General features: G+C 63.4%; 23 protein-coding genes. 18 read left to right on the top strand and 5 right to left on the bottom strand.

Annotation, left to right across the window (positions count from 1 at the left end):
* Nucleotides 1-6: 6 nt before the first annotated feature.
* The 11 genes from truB to sorU all read left to right on the top strand — a co-directional run bounded on the left by truB (nucleotide 7) and on the right by sorU (nucleotide 12,598).
* Nucleotides 7-954, top strand: a complete 948-nt coding sequence (gene truB / locus AABB87_RS06260) for a tRNA pseudouridine(55) synthase TruB (RefSeq protein WP_341970463.1) — start codon at nucleotides 7-9, stop codon at nucleotides 952-954.
* A 31-nt stretch (nucleotides 955-985) separates the two neighbouring features.
* Complete coding sequence (gene typA / locus AABB87_RS06255) at nucleotides 986-2,809, top strand: translational GTPase TypA (RefSeq protein WP_058719746.1); 1,824 nt, start codon at nucleotides 986-988, stop codon at nucleotides 2,807-2,809.
* A 183-nt stretch (nucleotides 2,810-2,992) separates the two neighbouring features.
* Nucleotides 2,993-3,928, top strand: coding sequence for a DMT family transporter (locus tag AABB87_RS06250; protein ID WP_341970462.1), 936 nt, complete (start codon nucleotides 2,993-2,995; stop codon nucleotides 3,926-3,928).
* The gene (locus tag AABB87_RS06245; protein WP_341970461.1) at nucleotides 3,925-5,055 is read left to right on the top strand and encodes a 3-hydroxyisobutyryl-CoA hydrolase; all 1,131 of its coding nucleotides are present in this window, start codon (nucleotides 3,925-3,927) and stop codon (nucleotides 5,053-5,055) included. Before AABB87_RS06250 ends, AABB87_RS06245 begins: the two co-directional genes overlap by 4 nt.
* A gap of 112 nt (nucleotides 5,056-5,167) precedes the next feature.
* Entirely contained in the window at nucleotides 5,168-6,835 is a 1,668-nt protein-coding gene (locus tag AABB87_RS06240) for a formate--tetrahydrofolate ligase (protein ID WP_341970460.1), read from the top strand.
* Nucleotides 6,836-7,009: 174 nt separating this feature from the next.
* Nucleotides 7,010-7,546, top strand: a complete 537-nt coding sequence (locus tag AABB87_RS06235; RefSeq protein WP_341970459.1) for a hypothetical protein — start codon at nucleotides 7,010-7,012, stop codon at nucleotides 7,544-7,546.
* 217 nt (nucleotides 7,547-7,763) lie between these two features.
* The gene (dusA, locus tag AABB87_RS06230; protein WP_341970458.1) at nucleotides 7,764-8,822 is read left to right on the top strand and encodes a tRNA dihydrouridine(20/20a) synthase DusA; all 1,059 of its coding nucleotides are present in this window, start codon (nucleotides 7,764-7,766) and stop codon (nucleotides 8,820-8,822) included.
* Nucleotides 8,823-8,846: 24 nt separating this feature from the next.
* Entirely contained in the window at nucleotides 8,847-9,434 is a 588-nt protein-coding gene (locus AABB87_RS06225; protein ID WP_341970457.1) for a methylated-DNA--[protein]-cysteine S-methyltransferase, read from the top strand.
* 98 nt (nucleotides 9,435-9,532) lie between these two features.
* On the top strand, nucleotides 9,533-10,825 hold the full coding sequence (locus AABB87_RS06220; protein ID WP_341970456.1) for a DEAD/DEAH box helicase: 1,293 nt from the start codon (nucleotides 9,533-9,535) through the stop codon (nucleotides 10,823-10,825).
* A 190-nt stretch (nucleotides 10,826-11,015) separates the two neighbouring features.
* Nucleotides 11,016-12,245 carry a SorT family sulfite dehydrogenase catalytic subunit gene (gene sorT, locus AABB87_RS06215; RefSeq protein WP_341970455.1) on the top strand — a complete coding sequence of 410 codons (1,230 nt, stop codon included), beginning with the start codon at nucleotides 11,016-11,018 and terminating at the stop codon, nucleotides 12,243-12,245.
* Nucleotides 12,242-12,598 (top strand): SorU family sulfite dehydrogenase c-type cytochrome subunit, encoded by a 357-nt coding sequence (gene sorU, locus AABB87_RS06210; protein WP_341970454.1) that lies wholly within the window; start codon nucleotides 12,242-12,244, stop codon nucleotides 12,596-12,598. The genes sorT and sorU overlap by 4 nt, the downstream gene beginning before the upstream one ends.
* A gap of 57 nt (nucleotides 12,599-12,655) precedes the next feature.
* Here sorU and xth read toward each other — a convergent pair whose 3' ends face one another.
* From xth to AABB87_RS06190, 4 genes are all read right to left on the bottom strand, one after another.
* Nucleotides 12,656-13,417 (bottom strand): exodeoxyribonuclease III, encoded by a 762-nt coding sequence (xth, locus tag AABB87_RS06205; RefSeq protein WP_341970453.1) that lies wholly within the window; start codon nucleotides 13,415-13,417, stop codon nucleotides 12,656-12,658.
* 52 nt (nucleotides 13,418-13,469) lie between these two features.
* Entirely contained in the window at nucleotides 13,470-14,048 is a 579-nt protein-coding gene (locus tag AABB87_RS06200; protein ID WP_341970452.1) for a DUF4337 domain-containing protein, read from the bottom strand.
* Nucleotides 14,049-14,232: 184 nt separating this feature from the next.
* Nucleotides 14,233-14,742, bottom strand: a complete 510-nt coding sequence (locus AABB87_RS06195; protein ID WP_341970451.1) for a dihydrofolate reductase — start codon at nucleotides 14,740-14,742, stop codon at nucleotides 14,233-14,235.
* Nucleotides 14,739-15,584, bottom strand: coding sequence for a thymidylate synthase (locus AABB87_RS06190; protein WP_341970450.1), 846 nt, complete (start codon nucleotides 15,582-15,584; stop codon nucleotides 14,739-14,741). The genes AABB87_RS06195 and AABB87_RS06190 overlap by 4 nt, the downstream gene beginning before the upstream one ends.
* 128 nt (nucleotides 15,585-15,712) lie before the next feature.
* Between AABB87_RS06190 and AABB87_RS06185 the strand changes: the two genes are divergently transcribed.
* The 5 genes from AABB87_RS06185 (at nucleotide 15,713) to AABB87_RS06160 (ending at nucleotide 19,970) form a co-directional block, all read left to right on the top strand.
* Entirely contained in the window at nucleotides 15,713-16,039 is a 327-nt protein-coding gene (locus AABB87_RS06185) for an RT0821/Lpp0805 family surface protein (RefSeq protein WP_341970449.1), read from the top strand.
* 366 nt (nucleotides 16,040-16,405) lie between these two features.
* Nucleotides 16,406-17,965, top strand: coding sequence for a YbaY family lipoprotein (locus AABB87_RS23050; RefSeq protein WP_445944837.1), 1,560 nt, complete (start codon nucleotides 16,406-16,408; stop codon nucleotides 17,963-17,965).
* 80 nt (nucleotides 17,966-18,045) lie between these two features.
* A complete protein-coding gene (locus AABB87_RS06170; protein WP_341970448.1) occupies nucleotides 18,046-18,663 on the top strand; it encodes a hypothetical protein in 618 nt (205 codons plus the stop codon).
* Between the two features lie 42 nt (nucleotides 18,664-18,705).
* On the top strand, nucleotides 18,706-19,323 hold the full coding sequence (locus AABB87_RS06165) for a DUF4136 domain-containing protein (protein ID WP_341970447.1): 618 nt from the start codon (nucleotides 18,706-18,708) through the stop codon (nucleotides 19,321-19,323).
* 176 nt (nucleotides 19,324-19,499) lie between these two features.
* Complete coding sequence (locus AABB87_RS06160; RefSeq protein ID WP_341970446.1) at nucleotides 19,500-19,970, top strand: hypothetical protein; 471 nt, start codon at nucleotides 19,500-19,502, stop codon at nucleotides 19,968-19,970.
* Nucleotides 19,971-20,012: 42 nt separating this feature from the next.
* Here AABB87_RS06160 and AABB87_RS06155 read toward each other — a convergent pair whose 3' ends face one another.
* Complete coding sequence (locus AABB87_RS06155; RefSeq protein ID WP_341970445.1) at nucleotides 20,013-21,848, bottom strand: ABC transporter transmembrane domain-containing protein; 1,836 nt, start codon at nucleotides 21,846-21,848, stop codon at nucleotides 20,013-20,015.
* Nucleotides 21,849-21,993: 145 nt separating this feature from the next.
* Between AABB87_RS06155 and AABB87_RS06150 the strand changes: the two genes are divergently transcribed.
* Together AABB87_RS06150 and AABB87_RS06145 are read left to right on the top strand one after the other, a co-directional pair.
* On the top strand, nucleotides 21,994-22,515 hold the full coding sequence (locus tag AABB87_RS06150; RefSeq protein WP_341970444.1) for a MarR family winged helix-turn-helix transcriptional regulator: 522 nt from the start codon (nucleotides 21,994-21,996) through the stop codon (nucleotides 22,513-22,515).
* On the top strand, nucleotides 22,512-23,948 hold the full coding sequence (locus AABB87_RS06145) for an efflux transporter outer membrane subunit (protein WP_341970443.1): 1,437 nt from the start codon (nucleotides 22,512-22,514) through the stop codon (nucleotides 23,946-23,948). Before AABB87_RS06150 ends, AABB87_RS06145 begins: the two co-directional genes overlap by 4 nt.
* Nucleotides 23,949-23,982: the final 34 nt, after the last annotated feature.

Here is a 23,982-nt window from a genome sequence, read left to right as displayed (position 1 = left end):
AACAAGATGTCTGCCGCCCGCCCTCCGCGCATCAAAACCGTACGCCGTCCAATTCACGGCGTGCTTTTGCTGGACAAGCCCTTGGGCTGGACCAGCAACGACGCTTTGCAAAAGGCGAAATGGCTGCTGCGCGCTGAAAAAGCGGGTCACACAGGCACCTTGGATCCCCTGGCCACTGGCTTGTTACCCCTGTGCTTCGGCGCAGGCACCAAGTTCAGCCAAGTTAGCCTGGATGCCGACAAGGCTTATCAAGCCACCCTGCAACTCGGCGCCACCACCACCACCGGCGACCTCGAAGGTGAAGTGCTGGAAGAGCGCCCGGTGTCGGTGAACCGCGAACAGATCGAGGCCGCTTGCGCTTCGCTGCGCGGTGAGATTGATCAAGTGCCGCCGATGTACTCGGCCCTCAAATTTGAAGGCCGGCCTTTGTATGAATACGCACGCGCTGGCATCCAGATCGAACGCCCCTCGCGCCGTGTGACGATTCATGCGCTCGACATCATCGATTGGCAAGATGAGCTGAGCCAGCTGACCGTGGCAGTGCGCTGCAGCAAGGGCACTTATGTTCGCACCCTGGCCGAAGACCTGGGAGCAATGCTTGGTTGCGGCGCGCATCTGACCGCTTTGCGGCGGACGGCCTCCGGCCCGGTACGGGTAGAAGACGCCATCAGCCTGGACGCCCTGGCTGAGCTGACCGAGGCCGAGCGCGAGGCCTTGCTGCGCCCACCCGACAGCTTGCTGGCGGACTGGCCCGAAGTGCGCTTAGGCGCCGACGAAGCCGCCCGCTTTTTAACCGGTCTACGGCGCCGCCTGAACGCCCCCGACCAGCCCCATGTGCGGGTCTACGGACCCGAACCCCAGGCATTTTTGGGCGGGGCCCATATCAAGGCGGGTGAGTTGATCCCGGACCGTTTGTTAAGCCCTCAAGAGGTGTCCAGCCTCCTGGGTGTGTAAGAAGAAATTCCGAATTTTTTGAAAGCGTCGTATGAGTAAGCAGATTCGCAACATCGCCATCATCGCCCACGTTGACCATGGCAAAACCACCATGGTTGACCAATTGCTGCGCCAAAGCGGCACCTTCGCCGAGCACGAAAAAGTGGTCGACACCGTGATGGACAGCAATGCCATCGAACGCGAGCGTGGCATCACCATCTTGGCCAAGAACTGCGCCGTGGCTTGGGAAGGTACGCACATCAATATCGTGGACACCCCCGGTCACGCGGACTTCGGTGGTGAAGTCGAGCGCGCCCTGTCCATGGTGGACGGTGTGGTGCTGCTGATCGACGCCCAAGAAGGCCCGATGCCCCAGACCCGCTTCGTGACCAAGAAGGCCTTGGCCCTGGGCTTGAAGCCCATCGTCGTGGTCAACAAGGTGGACAAGCCCGGTGCCAAGCCCGACGCCGTCGTCAACGCCGCTTTCGACCTGTTCGACAAGCTGGGCGCCACTGACGAGCAGCTGGACTTCCCCGTCGTTTACGCCTCCGGCATCAACGGCTGGACTTCGCTGGAAGAGGGCGAGCCTGGCGCGCAATGGGGCCCCGATATGTCGGCCCTGTTCAACACCGTGCTGAAGCATGTGCCTTCGCAAAAGGGTGACCCGGCCGCTCCGCTGCAGCTGCAAATCTCGGCGCTGGACTATTCCACCTTTGTCGGCCGCATCGGCGTTGGCCGTATCACCCAAGGCACCATCAAGCCCAGCATGGACGTGCTGGTCATGGAAGGCCCGGACGGCAAGAGCACCAAGGGTCGTATCAACCAAGTGCTCACCTTCCAAGGTCTGGACCGCGTGCAGTCGGCCGAAGCCGGCCCTGGCGACATCGTGCTGATCAACGGTATCGACGAGATCGGTATCGGAGTGACCGTCACCAGCGTGGCCACCCCGGCCCCGCTGCCCATGCTCAAGGTGGACGAGCCCACACTGACCATGAACTTCTGCGTCAACACCAGCCCGCTGGCTGGCCGCGAAGGCAAGTTCGTCACCAGCCGTCAGATCTGGGACCGCCTGCAAAAAGAACTGCAAAGCAATGTGGCCCTGCGCGTCAAGGAAACTGACGAAGACGGCATTTTCGAAGTGATGGGCCGTGGCGAATTGCACCTGACCATCTTGCTGGAAAACATGCGCCGTGAAGGCTACGAGCTGGCTGTTTCCAAGCCGCGCGTGGTGTTTCAGACCATCGATGGCGAGAAGCATGAGCCTATCGAGTTGGTGACTGCCGACGTGGAAGAAATCCATCAAGGCGGCGTCATGCAAGCCCTGGGCGAGCGCAAGGGCGAGCTGGTCAATATGGAGCCGGACGGCCGTGGCCGCGTGCGCCTGGAGTACCGCATTCCTGCGCGTGGCCTGATCGGCTTCACCAACGAATTCCTGAACTTGACCCGTGGTTCGGGCCTGATCAGCAATATCTTTGACGGCTACGAGCCGCACAAGGGTGAGATCGCTGGCCGCAAGAACGGCGTGCTGATCTCCATGGACGCCGGTGAAATCTTCACCTACGCCCTGGGCAAGCTGGATGACCGCGGCCGTATGTTCGTCAAGCCGAATGACCCGGTGTACGAAGGCATGATCGTCGGTATCCACAGCCGTGAAAACGACCTGGTCGTCAACGCGACGCGTACCAAGCAGCTGACCAACTTCCGCGTCAGCGGCAAGGAAGATGCCACCAAGATCACGCCTCCGATCGACTGCACGCTGGAATACGGCGTTGAGTTCATCGAGGACGACGAGTTGGTCGAAATCACGCCCAAGAGCATCCGCCTGCGCAAGCGTTTCCTGACGGAAAACGAGCGTAAGCGCAACTCGCGCGGCTAAGCCCTGCGTGTCGCGCTCAGGTGCGACACTTTGGCATCTTCCAGCCTGGGCTTCTGTCCCGGGCCGCCGCCGGCTGAATCAGTCCCCTAGATTGACTCGGCCCGGGCATGGCCTCGCGCGATGCGAGGCAGCAATCAGATAGACGACCGCGCCCCGTTTCAGGGGCGCTCTCAATTCATCGGTATGACTCATCGACGCGCTGTTGCCCTGATGTTGTTGGTCACCTTGCTGTGGAGCACGGCTGGGGTGGTCGCGCGTCAGCTGGAGGCGGCGCGAGGCTTTGAGTTGACCTTCTGGCGCAGCGGCTTCAATGCGCTGGCCTTGGCGCTCGCCCTGCGCTGGATGCGCGGGCCGCAACTGTGGGCGCAACTGCGTCAGGCGCCGCGGCTGGTGTGGCTGTCAGGCGTGTGCTGGGCCGTGATGTTCACCGCCTTCATGGTGGCGCTGAGCCTGACCTCGGTGGCCAATGTCTTAGTCACCATGGCTTTGGGCCCCTTGCTCACCGCCTTGCTGTCCCGGGTGGTCTTGCGGCATCACCTCCCGCTGCGCACTTGGCTGGCGATTCTGGTGGCCAGCATCGGCATTGCCTGGATGTTCGGGCATGAGATGGCCGGGCAGGGCGCGTCCGCTGCCAGCGGTTTGGGCATTGCCGTGGCCTTGGGCGTGCCCATCGCCGCCGCGGTGAACTGGTCGGTGCTGCAGCATGTGGGCCACGGTGATGCGGCGCAGGCGCCCGATATGTTGCCGGCCGTTCTGATCGGCGCGCTGATCTCTACCCTCACGGTTTTGCCGCTGGCTTGGCCTTTGCAGGCTTCGCCACATGACCTGGTCCTTCTGGCAGGCTTAGGCGTGTTTCAACTCGCCTTGCCCTGCTTGCTGGTGGTGCGTCTGAGCCGCGTGCTGGCCGGGCCAGAGATATCCCTGCTGGGCCAGCTTGAAGTGATCTTTGGCGTGCTGTGGGCGTGGCTGTGGGCAGCTGAAGTACCATCTACGGCTGCCCTGTGGGGCGGCGCGATGGTGCTATCCGCCCTGATCGTCAATGAGCTGCTGGCCTGGCACCAAGGTCTTGGAAAGCCCCCGCAAGAACAAGCACAACAACCATCCCGGAGAGAGGTATGAGCGCTACTTTGAATTCCCCGCTGATTCCTGCCCTGCAGTCCGACGGTCAAATCTTGGCCGAGGTGAATGGCTGCCTCGGCATCATCACCCTGAATCGCCCCGAGGCTTTGAATGCCTTGTCGCTGGCAATGATTCATGACCTGACGGCTCTGTTCAAGGCTTGGGCCGCCGCGCCCGCCATCGAGGCCGTGCTCTTGCTGGCGGCTGGCCGCCCGGGCAAGCCCGCCGCCTTCTGCGCCGGCGGGGACATTCGCTTCTTCCACCGTGCGGCCCTTGCTGGGGACGCTGCACTCGCTGAGTTCTTCACCGCCGAGTACGCGCTCAATCACCTGATCCACCAATTCCCCAAGCCCACCATCGCCTTGATGGACGGCATCGTGATGGGCGGTGGCATGGGCATCAGCCAGGGCTGCAAGCTGCGCGTGCTGACCGAGCACAGCCGCCTGGCCATGCCAGAAACCAATATCGGCCTCTTCCCCGATGTGGGTGGCGGCCACTTCCTGAGCCAATGCCCCGGCCAAACCGGCCGTTGGTTGGCGCTGACCGGCCAGGCCTTGAGCGCAGGCGATGCGATCGAGCTGGGCTTGGGCGATGTGTTTGTGCAGAGTTCGGCCTTGCCCGCCATCATCGAGGCCTTCAAGTTCGGCGCGCAAAGCAGCGCCGAGCATGTGGTGGCCACCGTGATGGAGCGAGTCGACTTGGCCCCCGCGGCCGACCACATAAGCCTGCGTCAGCGCATCGACCAATGCTTCGGTCAAGACGATGTGCCGGCCATCCTCGCTGCCCTGGCAGCGCTGGATGACGAGTGGGCCCGCAACACCTTGGCCACCTTGTCCAAGCGCTCCCCCCTGATGATGGCGGTAACCTTCGAGCAGCTGCGCCGTGCGCGCAGCATGAGCTTGGCCGAGGATCTGCGCATGGAGCGCGATATGGTGCACCACTGCTTCCACCTGCGCCCTGTGGCGCAAAGCGAAACCGTGGAAGGCATTCGCGCCTTGGCGGTGGACAAAGACCACGCACCGCGCTGGCAGCCCGCCACGCTGGACGAGGTCAACGCGGCCGAGGTGCAGGCCTTCTTCGTGTCGCCCTGGGCGGCCGATCAACATCCTTTGCGCCACCTGGCCTGATCGGCATTCACACGCTGCGGCCGAGCCGCCGCGGCGCAGATAATGAAAAGCGAGCTCCTACCCGGACCTCGCTTTTTTCTTGTCCCACTCGGACTTCAACCAGGACCGACAGATGCCCACCGACATCGACATCGCCCAAGCCGCCAGCCTGCAAAAAATTCTGCCCTTGGCCCATGCCAAGCTGGGTCTGCCCGAAGATTCGCTCAGCCCCTACGGCCATTACAAAGCCAAGCTAAGCCTAGGCCAGGTGCAAAGCCTGGGCTCGGAGCCTAACGGTCATCTGGTGCTGGTCACCGCCATCTCACCGACGCCGCCCGGCGAGGGCAAAACCACCACCACGGTGGGCTTAGGCGATGGCCTCAATCTGATCGGCAAGAAGGCCATGATTTGCCTGCGCGAACCGTCGCTGGGGCCTTGCTTTGGCATGAAGGGTGGGGCGGCCGGCGGCGGGCGCGCGCAGGTGCTGCCGATGGAGGACATCAATCTTCACTTCACCGGTGACTTTCACGCCATCGCCCTGGCCAACAACTTGCTGGCGGCTCTGATCGACAACCACATCCACCACGGCAATGCGCTGAAGTTGGACGTGCGCCGCATCAGCTGGCGCCGCGTGGTGGATATGAACGACCGCGCCTTGCGCGACATCACTGTGGCCCTGGGCGGCCCCGGCAACGGCTACCCCCGCCAGGACGGCTTTGATATCGTGGTGGCCTCCGAGGTGATGGCCATCCTCTGCCTGGCCACCTCGCTGGCTGATCTGCAGCGCCGCTTGGGCAATATCGTGGTGGGTACCACGGCAGACAAGAAGCCGGTCACCGCCCGCGAACTCAAGGCCGACGGCGCCATGACGGCCTTGCTCAAGGATGCGTTAGCGCCCAATCTGGTTCAGACCCTGGAAGGCAATCTGGCCTTTGTGCATGGCGGCCCCTTTGCCAATATTGCGCATGGCTGCAATTCGGTGATCGCCACGCAAACGGCCCTGAAGCTGGCCGACTATGTGGTCACCGAGGCTGGCTTTGGCGCGGATCTTGGCGCCGAGAAATTCATGTCCATCAAATGTCGCAAGGCCGGCTTGAACCCCAGTTGCGCCGTGCTGGTAGCCACCGTACGTGCGCTGAAGTTCCACGGCCATGGCGATGATCTGGCGGCCCTGGAGCGTGGCTTGGCGAATCTGCGTCGCCATATCGAGAACATTCGCCAGCACTACGAGCTGCCGTTGGTGGTCTCCATCAACCGCTTCGACGCTGACACGCCCGAGGAAATCGCGCTGATCCAGGCCGCCTGCCAAGCGCTCGGCGTGGCCTGCGTGCTGGCTACACATTGGGCCGAGGGGGGCGCCGGTGCCGCTGAACTGGCGCGTCAGGTGGTGGCACTGTGCGAGGCGAATGCCAGCCGCGCTGCTGAACCCGCCGCGCAGATGTATCGCGATGAGGATCCCTTGGCCGACAAGATCCGAGCCGTCGCCGCCAAGATCTACCGCGCCGAGGAGGTGCAGTTTGAGGGGCGCACGCTGGCGCAATTGCAGGAGTGGCAGGACGCCGGCTGGGGCCATCTGCCGGTGTGCATCGCCAAGACGCCATATTCCTTCAGCAGCGACCCTACGCTGCGTGGCGCCGCCACTGGCCACACCCTGCGGGTTCGCGAGCTGCGCCTGAATGCGGGTGCTGAGTTCATCGTGGCCATCTGCGGCGACATCATGACCATGCCTGGCCTGCCCAAGGTGCCGGCGGCCGAGCATATCGGCGTGGACGCAGCCGGGCGCATCAGCGGCTTGTTCTGAAGTTGCTTGTTGGTCAGGGTCGGGTCCAGGGCAGTTGTGGCTACTGCGACTGCTGGCCCGCCTTTGTTCAGTTTCGGCACAAATAGGCAGCTTGTGATAACGGGCAAATTACACAGGCTTGGGCTCTGGCAAACTCAGCGCATCATTCACCTTGGCTTGCCTAGCTTCAGAACCATGCCCAAACCTGTTTTCAATTTCGCCCGCGCCGGCCTGCAATTGGCCTCGGCTATCTGCCTCGTGGGTTTGACGGCTTGCGCCAGCACGTCCTCAAAGCCAGGCAAGCCCGGCACTGATGAACAGGTGGCCGGGGCAGTGACCGCGCCGCTGCAGGATTTGAACCTGATTCAGGCCAAGATTCCCCCGGTCTTGCTCGCCGCCCAGGAAGCCCCGTTCAAACTGCCGGCCGATGAAACTTGCGCAGGTTTGGCGCAGGAAAAGGCAGCGCTGGACCAGGCACTGGGCCCGGACCTGGATTCGCCCGAGCGCCAGAAGCTGCAAAGAGATTTGATGCAAATGGGGGGTGAGGCGGCCAGCGACGCTGCCGTGGGCGCCTTGCGCAGCGCCAGCGAGAACCTGATTCCCTTCCGCGGCTGGGTGCGCAAGCTCAGCGGGGCTGAGAAGCATTCCGTGGCCGTCACTGCCTCCTTGGTGGCCGGGCAATCCAGGCGCTCCTTCTTGCGCGGCCTGCAATTGGGCAAAGCCTGCCCCTGATCTCGCTTGGCGGCGATGCCGTCTTAGCTATCGGAGGCGAGCGGGGGCGCCTCCGCGCGATCTTTGGGATAATCGGCGCTGCGCTCGGCGCGCCCTGAATGCTCAAGAAGGGCATCCCATTCGCTGGCTTGACACATCTTGCTCGCCAGTCGCTCGCTAGGCACCTACTAACGCTTGGGGGTCTTCGGTCCGCCAGAAGCCTCCCATAGCCCGACAAATGACAGTTTCCTCACATACCCCCGCAGCGCCCAGCCCCTGGCGCCTGAGTGTTGCCCCGATGCTCGACTGGACCGACAAGCACTGCCGGACCTTCCATCGCCTGCTGACGACGCAGACCCGCCTCTACACCGAGATGGTGACCACCGGCGCGCTGCTGCATGGCGACAAGCCGCGCCATCTGGACTTCAACGTGGTCGAGCATCCGGTGGCGCTGCAGCTCGGTGGCTCCGAGCCGGCCGATCTGGCGGCTTGCGCAAAGTTGGCCGAGCAGTGGGGCTATGACGAGGTCAATCTCAATTGCGGCTGCCCGAGCGAGCGGGTGCAGCGCGGCGCCTTTGGCGCATGCCTGATGGCCGAGCCGGCCTTGGTGGCCGATGGCATCAAGGCCATGCGCGACGCGGTGAGTATTCCTGTCACCATCAAGCACCGCATCGGCATCGACCGGCTGGAGAGCTATGAGTTTGTGCGCGACTTTGTCGGCCAAATCGCCGCGGCGGGTTGTGAGGTCTTCATCGTCCATGCTCGCAATGCCTGGCTGCAAGGCATCTCGCCCAAAGAAAATCGCGAGCTGCCTCCGCTGCGCTACGAGATCGTGCACCAACTCAAGCGCGAGTTCCCGCAGCTGACCATCGTGCTCAACGGCGGCATCAAGACCGATGATGAAATCGCCACCCAGCTGCAGCATGTGGACGGCGTGATGGTGGGCCGCCAGGCCTATCACGAGCCCTGGCAGATGGCCGCCTGGGACCAGCGCTTCTTTGACCAAGCCGGCCCGGCGCTCAGCCGTGAGCAGGTGGAAGCAGCTTGGGTGGTCTATCTACAGCAGCAGGTGGCCGCCACCGGCCGGCCCTGGAGCCAGGCCATGCGCCACGCGCTTGGCTTGTGGAACGGGCAGGCCGGCTCGCGCCGCTGGCGGCAGATTTGGTCTGACCACCAGTACAAAGCCATGTCCGTGGACGAGGTGGCTGAACTTGCCACGCAAGCCCGCAGTGGCATCGCGGCCCAAGTGGATGTGCACGAGCAGGGCTACCAGGCGCGCAAGCAGGCTGCGGCCTGAGTTCGCGCCTGAGTGCTAGCCGCGATGGCAAGACCTGACCCTCAGTACTTCTATTGCTTCGACACGGCCTTGGGCTGCTGCGCCATCGCCTGGACCGACGCCCATGGCGTGCTGGGCTCGCAACTGCCCGAAGAAAATGCCGCCGCCACGCGCGACCGCATGCGGGTGCGTTTTCCGCAGGCCCAGCACCTTGAGCAAGATCAGCAGCTGCCTGCCGAAATTGCGCAGGCAGTGGCCGCCATTCAGGCGCTGTTGGCAGGGCAGACCGGCGATGCCAGCGAGTTGCTACGCGTGCGCCTGGATGAACGTGCGCTGCCCGAGTTTGATGCCTGGGTGCTCGCGCTGACGCGCCACATCCCCGTTGGCCAGACGCTCAGCTATGGCGAAGTGGCAGCCCGCCTGGGCCAGCCGGGCGCGGCGCGCGCGGTGGGCCGTGCGGAAGGGCGCAACCCTTTTGCACCCATCGTGCCCTGCCACCGGGTAGTGGCGGCAACGCCAGGGCAGGGTGGCTTCTCGGCGCATGGCGGCCTGCAAACCAAGCAGAAGTTGCTGATCATTGAGGCTCGCGCCAGCGGGCAAGTGGTGAGCGAGCAGCAGGGCTTGTTTGAGTAGCCAGCCTCTGCAGGGCTTCAATTGCAGCGCTGCTGCGGGTTCGCTCCCTCTGGTTCTAGCTCTGGCCGTAAAATCACGCCTTCACTTTTAGGCCCTTCATGTCATTCGCTACCCTGGGCCTGTCGCCCGCCTTGTTGCGCGCCGTGCGCGAGCAGGGCTACCACGCCCCCACCGCCATCCAGTCCCAAGCCATACCCGCGATTTTGAGCGGTGCGGATGTCTTGGGCCTGGCGCAAACGGGTTCGGGCAAGACGGCGGCCTATGCCTTACCCTTGCTGCAGCAGGTGCTGCGGCAACGCCAGCAACAGGGTCGCTCCACCCAGCGCCTACCGCTGGCCTTGATTCTGGTGCCGACGCGCGAGCTGGCGGCCCAAGTGGGTCAAAGCCTGCATGAGCTGGCCGACTTTCTGCCCGGCCCACTGAAGATTTCCATCGCCTTCGGCGGCGTCTCGATCAACCCGCAATTGATGGGTCTGCGGGGCGGTACCGACATCGTCGTGGCCACGCCCGGCCGGCTGCTGGACTTGCTGGAGCATCGCGGCTTGAGCCTGGGTGCGATTGAATGCCTGGTGCTGGACGAGGCCGACCGCCTGCTGGATTTGGGCTTTGCCGAGGAATTGCAGCGGCTGCTGGCCGGCCTGCCCGGGCGGCGCCAGAACTTGTTCTTCTCTGCCACTTTCCCCAAGGCGGTCGAGGCGCTGGCGCAGGCCTTGTTGCGCGAGCCCACCCGCATCGAGATCGCGGCGGAACCGGCCCGCGTGGCCGCCATCACCCAGCGTGCGTTGGTGGTCGACGAAGGCCGCCGCACGGCTCTGCTGCGCCATTTGCTGGCCGAGGAGGGCTGGACCCGCGTGCTGGTTTTTGTGGCCACCAAATACGCGACGGAACATGTCTCCGACAAGCTCTGGAAGGCCGGCATCAAGGCCGCCGCCCTGCATGGCGAGTTGAGCCAGGGCGGCCGCACCGGTGTGCTGAATGCGTTGAAGAGCGGTGAGATTCAAGTGCTGGTGGCCACCGATGTGGCGGCGCGCGGCCTCGATATTCCTGAGCTGCCGGTGGTCTTGAACTATGACTTGCCGCGCTCAGCCACCGACTACACCCACCGCATCGGCCGCACCGGCCGTGCGGGGCAGACGGGCGTTGCGCTGAGTTTCATCAGCGGGCAGCTGGGCAATGGCGAAGCGCATTTCCGCTTGATTGAAAAGCGCCAAGGCCAGCGCGTGGCGCGCGAGCAGATTGCCGGCTTTGAGTCCAGCAGTGTTGCCAGCGCCGAGGCCGGCGTGGGCGGAGTCAAGGGCCGCCGCAAGAGCAAGAAGGACAAGCTGCGCGAAGCTGCAGCTGCGGCCGTCGAAGCCGCCGGATCAGCCGGTCCGGTTGACGAGACCAACTGAGTGAACTGAGCGTCCAGCGGAGGCCTGTCGAGTATCTGTCGGGCAGGTAGCGAGCACAGGCGGGCGTCTGCTTAATCGCCTGCTCGAATGATCTCGAGTTGGCTATCGCACAGCACGGGAATTACCCGAGGCTGCTGTCATCCTCAAGTTGTACGATGCCGCGCATCGGAGTCAATTGAAGGAGATCTGCATGAACAAGCTCGACCAACAACCCGTGCCCGGCCGTCGTCAATTGTTGGCCGGCAGTGCCACCGCTCTGGTGGCCGCTGGCCTGGGCTCCTTCACGCAGGCTGCCCGCGCCCAAGCCGCCTCGCAAGCCGTGGCTCCTGCAGTCAAACCCTTGCCGGCTTACGTCAGCTGGAAGGATGCCAACGCCTTGATTCTGCACAGCAGCAGCACCATCGAAACCAAGCGTTCGGCCATGGGCATGGGCTTGATCACGCCGGCCGAGCAGCTTTATGTGCGTAACAACCTGCCAGCACCGGCACCCACCATTCTGGAAAACCGTGATGCCTGGACGGTCAGCGTCGAGGGCGTGAAGTCGCCGCGCGCGCTGAGCGTGGCCGAGTTGAAGACCTTGGGCGTGGAGACCGTGGCCATGGTCTTGCAATGCTCGGGCAATGGCCGTGGCTTCTTCCCCAGCAAGCCCAGCGGCACACCGTGGAAGGTCGGCGCGGCCGGCTGCGTGGTCTGGACCGGCGTGCCGGTGCGCGAGGTGGTGGAACTGCTGGGCGGCCTTGTGTCCAGCCCTGAGTTCATGACCGGCACCGGCGGTGAAACCCTGCCCGAAGGCCTGGACCCTAAGTCGGTGATGGTGGAGCGCTCGCTGCCTGTGGCGGCCATGGCGGATGCCTTGCTGGCTTGGGAGATGAACGGCCAACCGATCTCGCTGGCCCATGGCGGCCCGCTGCGTCTGGTGGTGCCAGGCTATCAAGGCGTGAATCAGATCAAATACATCAAGCGCCTGGCCTTCGGCTCGGTGGAGTCGGACGCCAAGATCATGGCGCACGGCTATCGCATCTCGCCACCCGGCAGCAAGGCGGATGTGAGCCAGCCTTCGGTGCTGGAGATGGGCGTCAAGTCCTGGATCACTAATCCGCTGCCCGAGCGGCCCGGCGTGGCCGGCCGGGTGCAGATTCAGGGTCTGGCCTTTGGCGGCCTGCGCGGCATCAAGCGGGTCGAGGTCTCGGTGGACGGGGGCAAGAGCTGGAGCCGCGCTCGCCTGGTCGGCCCCGATCTCGGCAAGTACGCCTGGCGCCAGTTTGCTTTCGCCACCACCTTGCCCGCAGGTACGCACACGCTGGCCAGCCGCGCCATCGACACGGCCGGCTTCATCCAACCCGAGCAGCGCCTGGAGAATGTGGGCGGCTACAACAACAATAGCTGGGCGGATCATGCCGTCAGCGTGACGTTGGCATGAGATTGCGCCGCGCCTTGATGATTGCGCTCTTGGGCTTTGTTGGGGCGCAAGCCTCGGCCCAGGGCGCGGGCGAGGCCGCTCAGGCCGAGTTGGACTTGGGCAAGCAGCTTTTCACCAAGAGCGCCAAGCCTGCTTGCGCGCTATGCCACACCTTGCGTGACGCCCAAAGCGAAGGCGCGGTGGGGCCGGTGCTGGATGAAATCAAGCCCGATGCCGAACGGGTCAAGCGAGCCTTGCGCAATGGCCTGGGCAATATGCCGGCCTTCCCTCATCTGAGTGAGGCGGAGTTGGCGGCGCTGGCGCGCTACGTTTCGCAGGCCTCGGGCGGCGCTGCGGCCACGGCGGCAAAGTAGCCGCCTAATCGTTCGGGCTCGGCATCTGCTTCGCTCGAACGCTAGCCTTGGCTTAGGTCAGAACTCCACCACCACCGGTGCATGGTCGCTGGGCCGCTCGTTCTTGCGCGGCACTTTGTCGATCAGGCAAGACTTGACCCCTGCTTGCAGCGCCTTGCTGACCAGAATGTGGTCGATGCGCAGGCCTTGATTCTTGCGGAAGGCCAGATTGCGGTAGTCCCACCAGCTCCAGCTCTTGGCCGGCTGCTCGAATAGCCGGAAGGCGTCCACCAAGCCGAGATCCAGCAAGCCCTGGAAATGGGCGCGTTCCTCGGGCGTGCAGTGGATTTGACCCGCCCAGGCCACCGGGTCGTAAACGTCGCGGTCTTCCGGGGCGATATTGAAGTCGCCCATCAGCACCAGCTTGTCGTGGACCTTCAGCTCTGCCGCGACCCATTCGCGCAGGGCCGTGAGCCAGCCCATTTTGTAGACAAACTTGTCGCTATCGGGCGCCTGGCCGTTGGGGAAATAGGCGCCGATGCAGCGCACCCCATCCACCGTGCCGGCGATCACCCGGGCTTGCTCATCGGCTAGGCCCGGAATGTTTTTCTGCACATCGAGCGCCCCGCTGCGGCTCAGCAAAGCTACGCCGTTATAGGTCTTCTGGCCGAACCACTGCACGCTGTAGCCGGCGGCTTCAATCTCTGCCGCCGGGAACTTGTCATCGGTCTGCTTGGTTTCCTGCAGCACCAGCACATCCACGGGGTTGGCGCTCAACCAGTCCAGCATCTGGGGCAGGCGGACGGTCAAGGAGTTGACGTTCCAGGTGGCAAGTTTCATGGCGAATTGATGGTGGAGGTTGTTGGGTTGAGCGTGGATCTAGACGAGGGGCTCAGAAATGGAACCAGGCCAGAGCGCCCAGCGTGACGCCGATGCCGCCCATCACCAGGGTAGCCCATTCCATCCAGCGCTTCTTGGTCAGCAAGGCGATGGCGGCCAGAGCGATGGAAACCTGCAAGGCCGTGGTGGCCTGGGCCCAGCGGTGGTGCTCGTGCATCTGGGCTTCGCTCTTCTCGTCGAAGCTCTTGGATTCGGCTTCAAGCTTCTCAGCAGCCAGCTTGATGTCGGCCTTTTCGGTCTTGTAACGGTCCAGCTCGCCCAGGTACTTGGCCTTTTGGTTGGGGTCCACCACCAAGGCCGCAGCCAACTCGGCCAGGTTCTGCTTATTGCTCTTGGACTGATAGAGCGCCCACTGATTGGCCGCCTCGGTCTTTTTGATGGCCGCGTCGTTTTTGTACAAGCCGGCATTGGCTTGTGTGGCGCCGCCCATATAGGAAAACATCGCGCCGACTGTGGCCAAGACGGCGGTGATCACTGCCAGTTGGCCGGCCAGGCCCTTGGGGTCATGTTGACTGGCATGCTCCAACTCGTGGTCATGCGGGCCGTGCACGTGAAATCCATGTCCAGACATCGATCTTTCCTCTATATTTGTATTTGAATTGCTCGCGCCGCCCGCAGCAGAGTGACAAGGCGGTGCCGTCGCTAAGTCTGCCTAGGCGCCAGTGGCAATCGAAACGCCATAAGGCTTTTTGAGCTGCGCTTCGGCTAGTTTGATGCGCCTAAGCTAACGATCCTGTCGTACCTGCCGCAGGGGCTCAGCGGCGCAGATAGCTGACGAAGTCATAGCGCCAACCCTGCGCGCTCTTGTGCTGATCTCGCGCGGTTTCGATGAACAGGCTGCGATCCCAGGCGGGGAAGAAGCTGTCGGCCTCGAAGTCGGCATCAATCTCAGTCAGCTCCAGGCGATGCGCCAGGGGCAGGGCCTGGGCATAGATATCGGCGCCGCCGATGATGGAGACTCGCGTCTCGGACTGGCAGGCGGCTAAGGCATCCTCTAGGCTACTGAATACCTCGGCGCCGCTGAGTTGCAAACCATAATTGCGGCTCAAAACCAGATTGCGCCGCGCGGGCAGGGGGCGGAATTTGACAGGCAGTGAGTCCCAGGTCTTGCGGCCCATGATGACGGGCGCGCCCAGGGTCAGTGCCTTGAAGCGGGCCATGTCCTCGGGCAAGCGCCAGAGCAAAGCGTTGTCGCGCCCGATCGCGCCGTGGCGCGCCACGCCCGCGACCAAGCTGATCTGCGGGCCAGTGCCGAAGCTGCTCATACAGCCACCGGCGCCTTGATCGCGGGGTGGTGTTGATAGTCTTGCAACTCGAAGTCGTCAAACTCGTAGTCGAAGATCGAGGCCGGGCGGCGCTTGATGTGCATGGTCGGGTAGGCAAAGGGCTGGCGGGCCAGCTGTGTTCGCACCTGCTCAGCGTGGTTGCTGTAGATGTGGCAATCGCCACCGGTCCAAATGAAATCACCCAGGGCCAGGTCGCATTGCTGGGCCAGCATCTGGGTCAGCAAGGCGTAGCTGGCGATGTTGAATGGCACGCCGAGGAAAATGTCGGCGCTGCGCTGATAGAGCTGGCAGGACAGCTTGCCATCGGCCACATAGAACTGGAAAAAAGCGTGGCAGGGCATCAAGGCCATTTGGTCCAGCTCGGCCACGTTCCAGGCGCTGACAATGATGCGGCGCGAATCCGGGTTGTGCTTGAGTTGCTTGACCACTTCGGCGATCTGGTCGATGTGGCTGCCGTCGGCCTTGGGCCAGCTGCGCCATTGCACGCCGTAAACAGGGCCTAAGCTGCCATCTGCACGTGCCCATTCGTCCCAGATGGTGCAACCACGCTCTTGCAGCCAGGCCACATTGGCGTCGCCGCGCAGGAACCACAGCAGTTCAATAATGATGGACTTGAGGTGCACCTTCTTGGTGGTGACCAGCGGAAAGCCTTCGTTCAGATCGAAGCGCATTTGGTGGCCAAAGACCGAGCGTGTGCCGGTTCCGGTGCGGTCTTGCTTGAGCACCCCGTGCGCTTGAACATGGGCCATCAGATCTTCGTATTGACGACGAACCGGGCGCTCGCCGGCGGGAATTTGGGGGCTGGGGATGCTGCTGCTCATAGGGGCTGATTCTAGTGAGGTTTGCCGCTATCCTTAGCCGCATTGGCCGCCATCGGCCCAGACTTACGCCCAAAGGTGACATCATCAAAACCAAATTTGCCACTCTGATCCTGATCGCCGCCACCAGCTTGAGCGCGTACGCTGCTGGCGATTTCAAGGTCATGCGGGACAACCCCTTCACCCGCTTCAACGCTGCCGATCAAGCCTTGCTGCAAGCCAGCATCGACAAAGCCTTGCTGGCCGAGGCCGAAGGGCAAGAGCAGGCCTGGAAGAACGACAAGTCCCGCGCCTCGGGCGCCGTCTGGGGCCTGGCGCGCTACCAAGACAAGGGGCAGGCCTGCCGCAAGCTGCGTGTGCGCAATCAGTTCGGCAAGATGATCAGCGAAGGCGTGTTCAACTTTTGCAAACAGCCCAACGGGGAGTGGAAGCTGCTCGGGCCGGATCTTGAGCCTTGAGCCTTGAGCCTTGAGCCTTGAGCCTTGAGCCGTGGGCCAGGCCTGCCAAGCGAGGCCAGGGCTTGGAACCGACCCTTGCTTGCGAGGCTAACGGCTTGCGGGCTTTTTCCACGCCGGCGTGACTTGAGTCATGTCGCTTGTCGGCTGGTGTTCGATCGCTTCAGCAGCCATATTGAATAGCGCCCGCGTCGACCCTTGCACGCGCTCGTACCCCTAAGCCCAAGCCGCCCGCTGACACAGATCGGCGCTAAGCTCAGGTGATTGGATGAATGGAGCAGGAGCTAGGCAATGAGCAAACGCAGCGCGCGTGCTTGGAATGATTTTTTGGGGACTCGGCAGGGCCGAGGCAAAACTCTTGGCGGCGCTATGTCGCTGTCCTCCGTTTGTTTGGCGTTCGCGCTGCTCACGCAGGCTGCGGCCGTTGTGGCCGCCGATAAGGCCGCGCCAAGCCAGACGGCAGCCGCCCCAGCGCTGATGGTCGAAGGCAGCGCCAGCTACCGCGAACGCATCGCCTTGCCGCCGGGTGCGGTGCTGATAGTCAAGGTGGAAGACGTCTCGCTGATGGATGCGCCGGCCAAGGTACTGGCCGAACATCAGCAAGTGCTGGGCGGCAAGCAAGTGCCGCTGGCCTTCGCGATCCCGCTTGCCCCTGAACTAGTCGATGCCCGCCGCCGTTACGGCGTTCGCGCCACTATTTTTGTCGACGGGCAGATGCGCTTCACCAGCACCCGCCACTATCCGGTGCTGACACAAGGCGCGCCCAAGCGCCAAGATTTGCTGTTGCAGGCTGTTCCTGCCAACAGACCCCAAGCCGACGGCGCAGCATTAGGCGCTGATCTGGGCTTTGCCCTGCCGGCCAGTTTCGCTGGCATCGTGCCCTGTGCCGATTGCCAAGGCATTGCCCAAACCTTGACGCTCAGGCCCGATGGCCTCTACCGCCTGCGTAGCTTCTATCTGGGTAAACCGGCCGGGCCGTTTCTGGAGCATGGCCGCTGGAGCAGCCAAGATAGCGGCAGCAAGCTGCTCTTGCGCTCAGGCCTAGCGCAGCGCGTCTTGGCCCTGAGCAAGCCGTCCGGCGCGCAAGCCGCTGAGCTGAATTGGTTGAGCCCGGAGGGCAAGGCCATCGTGTCCGCATCTCCCTCGGTCCTGCGAGCTGTGGCCCAAGTTGATCCCATCAGCGAGACTTTGCGCTGGCGGGGCGAGTTGCAATGGCGCGGCGACGCCGCCCGATTCACCGATTGCGATAGCGGCCTGAGTTGGCCGGTAGCCACGGCATCGGGCGCGTTCGAAGCCTTGAGGGTCGAGTTCAGCCGCTTGCGTGGCAAGTCGGACGCACCTTTGCTGCTGCAGATCGATGGGCATTTGCAGGGCTTGGGTACTGGGCCATCGGGCGCTGGCGAACAACTTTGGGTGGATCAAGTCATCAGTGCCGAAGCCGAGGGGCGATGTGCCGTTCGGGCCGTCATGAAGGCGCCGCCGGACTATCAAACCAGCGGGGCTGCGTCATCACCGGCCGCATCACCAGCGTCGGCAACAGCGTCGGCAACAGCGGCAACTGCCGCATCAGCCAGCCTGACCAATACCTACTGGAAGCTGCTGGAGCTCAAAGGCAAGGCCGTGCCGCGCCCTGAGGAGCAAGGCCGCGAGGTGCAGATCACCTTGCTGGCGCAAGACCAGCGCGTGGCCGGCTTCTCAGGCTGCAACCGCTTGATGGGCAGCTACCGCTTAGGCGAAGCTGGGCAGCTCAAATTTGGCCAGCTTGCCGGCACCATGATGGCCTGCGCGCCCGCGGCCATGGCGCTGGAGCAGCAAGTGCATGCCATGCTGGCCCAAGTGGCGAGCTACCGCCTACAAGGTCAGCAGCTGGAGCTGCGGAATGCGGAGCAACAAGTCTTGGCTCGTTTTGAGGCCGTGTACTTGCGTTAAGCTTTTGCTGTTGATGAATCATCCAGGCAGGCCGCCACAGGCGCTGCCCTAAGAGCATTTTTTTACTGGGAGTTTTTGCAATGACAAGTATTTCTTCGCGCGTGAAGGCTTTGAGCCTGGCCCTGGCCCTGGTGGGTAGCGTGGCTGTGCCAGGTTTGACGCAAGCCCAGGCTAGCGGCAGCGTGGCGACCCTGTCCGCCGATAACGTCCGCGCCAAGGGCGGCGAATTTGAATTGCATGCCAAAGTGGTGGAGCTGGATCAGGTTCATCGCAGCATCGTTTTGCGCACCAGCAAGGGCAAGCTTTTGAGCGTTGACGTGCCGGCCTCGATTCCTAACTTCGAGCAAGTGCGGGTGGGTGATGGCCTGGTGATTCGCTATTCCGCCGCTGTGGCTGTTGAGCTGGAGCCGCTGGCCAAAACCACCGGCATCCGCGAGAAGATTGAGTCGATGAGCGACGGTAAGAGCAGCGTTGGCGGCTTGCCCGGTGCTGTCGCCGGCCGCAAGGTCGAAGTACTGGCCGTTGTTGAAGGCATTGACCGCCAAGCGCGCACCGTCAAGCTGCGCGGTGTCAAGCGCATCGTCACGGTCAAGGCACCTGACAACGTCGATCTGGCCAAGATCAAAGTGGGCCAGGAAGTGCGTGCCGTGTTCATCGAGGCCGCCGCCGTCAGCGTGGAACGCCGCGCCGTCAAGTAATTCACTTATTGATTCAATGAGCGTTTGAAGGAGAGCCCTGTCATGACAAACACTGCGCCCAAGTTTTCCATTTCCTCCCTGCTGAGCGCCGGACTACTGGCGACGGGTTTGTTGCTGACGGGCTGCGCCAGCGGCCCCGAGGTCAAGGCGAACGCTGCGCAAGGCACCGACTTCGTCAGCTACAAAACCTTCGGCTTTGCCTCGCCGCTGGGTACCGACAAGGGGGGCTATCAAAGCATCGTGTCGCAATACCTGAAGGCGGCGTCGCAGCGTGAGCTGGAGGCGCGTGGCCTCAAGTACGAGCCGAATGCGCCGCAGCTCTTGATCAACTTCAACGCGGCTTTGAATGACAAGCTGATGGTCACCAGCATGCCGACCATGGGTGTTGGTATGAGCCGCAGCTACTACGGCTATCGCTCCGGCATGTACTCGACCTGGCCGATGTATCAAGACCAGGTCAGCAGCTACAAGGAAGGCACGCTCAATGTGGACCTGATCGACGCGGCCCGCAAGCAGATGGTCTGGGAGGCTGTTGTGACTGACAGCGTCACGCAAAAAGACGTTGAGCAGCTGAAGCAAGCCATCGATATCGCGGTGGCAGCGGCTTTTGCCAAGTTCCCGCTGGCAGCCACGGCGCCTATGCCGGTGCAAGCCAAGTAAGCGAAAGCTGTCCTGGCACAAGCCAGGGTTCAAGTCCTCAGCTGACTTGAACCCTGGCTTTTTTTCGTCATCGCCGCCGGGGCGGGCGCAGCAGCGGCCAAAAATCGCGTCCAATGCGCTTCTTGCGGCCGATGTGTCATTGGCGCAATCCGGCTCCTACCGACCAACCACCCATCATGATTTTCAAACGACTGATTCTTCCCCTGCTTGTGCTGGTGCTGCTGATTGCGGCGTATTTCGCCTTTGTGCTGAACTGGAGCTATTCCTCGGGGGAGCGCGCCGGCTGGATCCAGAAGCTTTCATACAAGGGCTGGATCTGCAAGACCTGGGAAGGCGAAGTGGCGCTGGTTTCGCTGCCCGGCACCTCGCAAGTGGAGAAGTTCACTTTCACGGTGCGGGACGACAAGGTTGCCGCGGAACTCAATGCCGTCATGGGTCGCCGGGTGGCGCTGCACTACGAACAAAAAGTGGGCCTGCCCACCAGCTGCTTTGGCGAGACCCGCAATTACGTGACCGGCGTGACCGTCACCAATGACATCTCGATCTCGCCCGGCGTGGTGGTGCAGACTCGCGAAGGCCAGGTCGCGGATCAAGCGGCCGCAGCTGCAGCCAGCGCTGCCGCGGCGTCGGCTGCTCAGGGCTACTGAGCCCGCGGCGCAGAGGCTGACGATTCGATAAACAAGAATCGATCAATAGCCCGCGTCAAATTGCAGGGCCGCCAGGCGGGCATAGAGCCCGCCTTTTGCTGTCAGCTCGGCATGTGTGCCTTGCTCGACGATGCGGCCATGCTCCAGCACCACGATGCGGTCGGCCCGCTGCACGGTGGCCAGGCGGTGGGCGATCACGAGTGTGGTGCGGTCTTGCATCGCGGCTTCTAAGGCGGCTTGCACCATGCGTTCGCTCTCGGCGTCAAGCGCGCTGGTGGCTTCGTCCAGCAGCAGCAGGGGCGGGTTCTTCAGCATCGCGCGCGCAATGCTGATGCGCTGCCGCTGGCCGCCTGACAGGCGCACGCCGCGCTCACCCAAAAAGGTTTGATAACCCTCGGGCAGGGCGCGGATGAATTCATCGGCAAAGGCCGCCTTGGCGGCTGCCATTACTTGCTCATCGGTCGCGTCGGGGCGGCCGTAGCGGATGTTTTCCAGCGCGCTGCTGGAGAAGATCACGCTGTCTTGCGGCACCAGGCCGATGCTGGCGCGCAAATCATGCAGGCTCAACTGCTGGGTGTTGACGCCGTTGAGCAAGACCTGACCCTGCTGAGCATCGTAAAAACGCAGGAGCAGTTGGAACACCGTGCTCTTGCCCGCGCCGCTGGGTCCGACCAGGGCCACGGTTTCACCCGGCGCGATGTCCAGATGGAAGTCCTGCAGCGCTGCCTGCTGGGGCCGCGAAGGGTAGTTGAACTGCAGGTTCTGCAGGCGCAGTGCCGTCCCGCCCGCTAACTGGGGCAAGGGCAGGGGCTGGGCGGGGTCCGCCACCGGTGAGCGGCTGGCCAGCAATTCCATCAAGCGCTCGGTGGCGCCCGCCGCGCGCAGCACATCGCCGTAAACCTCGGCCAAGACGGCCACGCTGCTGACCATCAAGATGGCATAGACCACCGACTGGCCCAGATGCCCGGCGGTGATGCGCCCAGCCATCACCGCTTGGGTCCCGATGTACAAGCCCCACAGCAGGGCGGCAAACGTGGCGGTGATGATGAAGGCCACCAGCCCGGCGCGCATCTTGGTGCGTTTACGCGCGGTCTCGAAGGCGTTCTCGCTGGCCTGGGCAAAACGGCTGGCCTCGCCAATTTCCTGGGTGTAGCTTTGCACCACCGGCACGGAATTGAGCACCTCGGCAGCAATCGCGCTGGTGTCGGCCACACGGTCCTGGCTGGCCCGGCTGAGTTTGCGCACCCGCCGGCCAAAGTAGACGGCAGGCACCACAACCAGCACCAAAATGCCCAGCACTTGCAACATCACGACGGGGTTGGTCGCCACCAGCATGGCCATGGCGCCCACGCCCATCACCAGGCTGCGCAAGCCCATCGAAAAGCTCGAGCCCACAACGGTTTGAACCACGGTCGTGTCGGTGGTGATGCGGCTCAGTACCTCGCCGGTCTGGGTGGTTTCAAAAAACTCGGGGCTTTGGCGGATCACATGGCTGTAGACCGCGTTGCGCAGGTCCGCCGTGACCCGCTCTCCCAGCCAAGTCACCATATAAAAGCGCAGGGCTGAGAACACGCCCAGGGCCGCGCCGACGCCGAACAGGGCCAGGAAATGCTCGCGCATGGCCATCAAGCGGCTGCCCGGGTCGCCGCTGACCATGCCCTGATCCACCAGACCACGCAGCGCGAGTGGGAAGGCCAGGGTGGCCAATGCCGCGAGTGTGAGGAAAACAAGCGCGGCGCCAATGCGCCAGCGGTAAGGCCGCAAAAAAGGCGCCAGTCCACTCAAGGAGCGGGGCTTGCCGGTCGGCTTGACGTCGCTGGTGGCTTTATTTGCGGGCAGGGGGGCGTTAGCGCTCAGGGCTGGGTTGGATGCAGGCATGGGTGCAGTTTAGGGGGCGGGCTATGACCTTGCACTGACGGGTTGGCGCAGAAACCCTTTTCCAATGCGTGGCTTGAAATCATTGCGTTGACAATGATTGTCTAGGCAATTAAATTGCGGGACCTGCTAAACAAATGCCGTCGCCGTGCCCAAGAAAACCGCTGATGCGTCCCCCCAGTTCTACCGGGCCGAAAGCTATAGCCGCGAAGACAGCCTGGCATGGTTGATGCGCAAGCTCAAGCAGTCCATCACCCGTCAGGCGGAGTTGCGCCTGCAAGATGTGGGATTGACGCACACGCAATGGGCCGCCCTGGTCACTTTGCGTTTCGGCGGTCCCAGTTCCACCGTGACCCTGGTGCGCGAATTGGAAGTGGATGCGGGTGCCTTGAGCCGCTTACTCGACCGCCTGGAGAGCAAAGGCTTTGTGACCCGTGAGCGCAGCGAAGAAGACCGCCGCGTGGTCACGGTGTCGCTCAGCGCTGAAGGGGAGCGCGTCACGGCGGAGCTGCCCCCCGTTTTGTCCGACGTGTTCAACGCTCACCTGAAGGGCTTTAGCGAACAGGAATGGCGCTTGCTGCTGAGTTTTTTGCGACGAATGATTGATAACGGCGATGCCTTGCGCGACAGCAGCGCAGCTGGCCCCAGCTCGAATGACGACCTCCTATGACAATGCGCCTTAGCCTGCTGATGACAGCGGCCCTGAGCCTGGTGGCTTGTGCCCCAGTGCCGACCCTCAAACCCGCGGCACAAGCGATCTCAGCCGAGCAGGTCGGGCTGTCCAGCCCAAGCCAGCCAGCCAGCAGCCCGACTGCGCCAGAACTGGCCCAGCCTCAAGCTTGGTGGCAGGCCTTCAAGGATGCGCAGCTCGATGCCCTGATCGAACGCGCCCTGGCCAACTCGCCCAGCTTGGCCGTGGCCCGTGCCCGCATGGACCGCGCTGCGGCTCAGGTGGAGCAGGCTCAGGCAGCAGACAAGCCGGTGGTCGGCGCCGGCCTGGACATGACTTACCAGCGCTTCCCCGAGCACAGCCTCTATCCGCCACCGTACGGCGGCAGCCTGCGCACCACCTCGACACTGCAGGCGGGTGTTGGCTATGACTGGGACTTTTTCGGCCGCCACCAGGCGGAACTCGACACGGCCTTGGGCCAGGGGCGGGCAGCGCAAGCCGACCAAGCCGCGGCGCGCCTGAGCTTGTCGGCCCAAGTGGCTCGCAGCTATCTGGCTTTGGCCCGGACCTTGGCGCAGCGAGACTTGTTGCAACGCCAGCTGGCCGAGCGCAAGGAGACCCTCAGCCTGGTGCAGCAGCGCGTTGCCGCCGGCTTGGATAACGGCCAAGATCAGCGCAATGCCGAAGCACCTTTGCCCGAGCTGCAGCGCCAAAGCGTTTTGCTGGACGAGCAAGCGGCCGCCTTGCGTCAACAGCTGGCCAGCCTGAGCGTGCAGCCGGCCGCGGCCCTGCGTGAGCTGGCGCCGCGCCTGCCCGCCGCTTTGAATCTGGGCCTCGAAGCCCAGGCGCAGCTGGGCGTGGACCTGCTGGGCCGCCGCCCCGATGTGGTGGCCGCGCGCTGGCGGGTTGAGGCGGCCAGCAGCCAGGTCAGCCTGGCGCGGGCGCAGTTCTACCCCAATGTCAGCCTGAATGCTTTTGTGGGTTTCAGCTCAATTGGCATCGACAAGCTCTTGCAGCCGGGTAGCTTGCAATACGGCCTGGGCCCCTCGATCCGCCTGCCGCTGTTTGACACCGGTCGCTTGCGCGCCCAGTTGCATGGCTCGGCCGCGGAGCTGGATGCGGCCGTGGCCGCCTACAACGGCGCCGTGATTGAAGCGGTGCGTGAGGCCAGCGATCAGCTTCGCGCCCTGCAGTCGGTGCAGAGCCAGCAGCAGGCCCAGCAAACCGCGCTGCTCAATGCCGAGGCCTCGCGGCAATTGCAGACCCAGCGCTTTGAAGCCGGCCTGGGCAACAAGTTGGCCCTGCTGAGCGCGCGCGGCAATGCCTTGCAGCAACAGCGCCAGATGCTGGACTTGTATGCGCAGCAGCTGGATACGCAGGTCAGCCTCGTGCGCGCCCTGGGCGGCGATTGGCAGGACCTGCCCAAACGCTGACGCACTGACGCAAGCCAGACACACCAAACATTGA

This window comes from Roseateles sp. PN1 (assembly GCF_038419725.1).
GTDB lineage: Bacteria > Pseudomonadota > Gammaproteobacteria > Burkholderiales > Burkholderiaceae_C > Paucibacter_A.
The sequence above is the reverse complement of the archived record's forward strand: the minus strand, read 5'-3'. Positions and strand labels throughout refer to the sequence as shown.